The sequence below is a fragment of the Bradyrhizobium sp. SZCCHNRI20481 genome, assembly GCF_032485055.1.
Taxonomy (GTDB): Bacteria; Pseudomonadota; Alphaproteobacteria; order Rhizobiales; family Xanthobacteraceae; genus Bradyrhizobium.
The window spans coordinates 1-1,699 of the sequence record NZ_JAUEUE010000037.1 but is presented as its reverse complement, the minus strand read 5'-3'; the positions used below and the strand labels follow the sequence as shown (position 1 = coordinate 1,699).

The window sequence follows — 1,699 nt, the reverse complement described above, 5'->3', positions numbered from 1 at the left end:
CCCGTGACCGAATACACCCCGCCGCGGACACCACGCGAAGAGAAACTCTGCGCTCTGTTTGCCGAGACCCTCGGGCTCGAGCGCGTCGGGATCCATGACAACTTCTTCGATCTCGGCGGCCATTCGCTGCTCGTGACGCATTTGGTCTCGAAAATCCGTGCTGCTTTCGGGGTCGAGCTGCCGCTTGGTACGCTGTTTGAAGTTTCGACCATCTCCGGGCTCGCTGAACGGCTCGATCAGGCCGAGGCGGCAGCACGACCGACTCTTCGGCCGGGCCCTCGTCCGGAGGTGATCCCGCTCTCGTTCGCGCAAAGTCGCCTGTGGTTCCTCAACCATCTCGAAGGACAAAGCCCACACTATAATCTCACGCTCGCATTGCGTCTTCGCGGTGCCCTCGATCGCGACGCCCTCGAAGCCGCCCTCGCCGATTTGATCGAGCGGCATGAGAGTCTGCGAACCGTCTTCCCGGAGACGGCGGGCACACCCCGCCAGCTGATCCTCGATGCTGAAATCGCTCGGCCGATCCTCGCGGTGGCGGCAACCACTGAGGCCGAGCTTCCCCAGGCGCTCAACATGGCCGCGAGCCGCGGCTTCGATCTCGCCGTCGAACCGCCGCTCCGCGTCGATCTCTTCGTCCTCGCGCCGCGCGACCAGGTTCTGCTGCTGTTGATCCATCATATTGCCGGCGACGGAGCTTCGCTCGGGCCGCTGGCTCGCGATCTCGCTACCGCTTATGCTGCGCGTAGTGAGAAGCGCGCGCCTGTCTTCGAGCCGCTGCCCCTGCAATACGCCGACTACACGCTTTGGCAGCACGCGCTGCTCGGCAATGAGGAGGATCCCGAGAGCCCGGTCGCGCGCCAGTTGGAGTATTGGAAGAGGGCGCTGCATGGCCTGCCGGAGCAACTGGAGCTGCCGGTTGACCGTTCCCGGTCGCCTGTTCCCAGCCATCATGGTGATACTGTCGCGTTCGAGATCACCCCCGAAGTGCACCAGGGGCTGCTGATGCTGGCGCGCGAACAGCAGGCCAGTCTCTTCATGGTGCTCCAAGCCAGCCTCGCTGCGCTGCTCACGCGGCTGGGCGCAGGTACGGACATCCCAATCGGCAGTCCGGTGGCGGGGCGCAGCGATCACGCGCTCGACGACTTGATCGGATTTTTCGTCAACACCGTGGTACTGCGCAGCGACACCGCTGGAAATCCAAGCTTCCGCGAACTGGTGGATCGCGTGCGCGCCGCCAATCTCGATGCCTACGCGAATCAGGATTTGCCGTTCGAGCGCCTCGTCGAGGCGATCAATCCGACACGGTCTCTGAGACGCCACCCGCTCTTCCAGGTGATGCTCGCGTTACAGAACGCTGGTACGCTCAGCCTTGATATGCCCGGTCTCACCATCGTCCCGCAACCGATGAGCAGCAGAGCTGCCAAATTCGATCTGGCCTTGATCTTGACAGAGAGTCGTGGCCAGCACGGTGGGGCAGCTGGGATCGAAGGCACGATCGAATACAGTACGGATCTGTTCGAGCGGAAAGCCGTCGAAGCCATCGCCACGCGTTTGGTGCGCCTGCTCGAATCTGCAACCGCCGCGCCGGATCAGCCGATTGGCGCAATCGACATTCTCGACGTGGCGGAGCGGCGTCGGGTGCTGGCGGAGTGGAATGACACGGTGCGCGCGGTGCCGCCGACGATATTGCCGTCTCTGA

The 1,699-nt window shown here is 63.7% G+C and carries 1 protein-coding gene; it reads left to right on the top strand.

All coding sequences use genetic code 11. From position 1 onward, the window contains the following. A partial coding sequence (locus QX132_RS32980; protein WP_316163877.1) for a condensation domain-containing protein occupies positions 1-1,699 on the top strand: 1,699 nt, incomplete at both ends.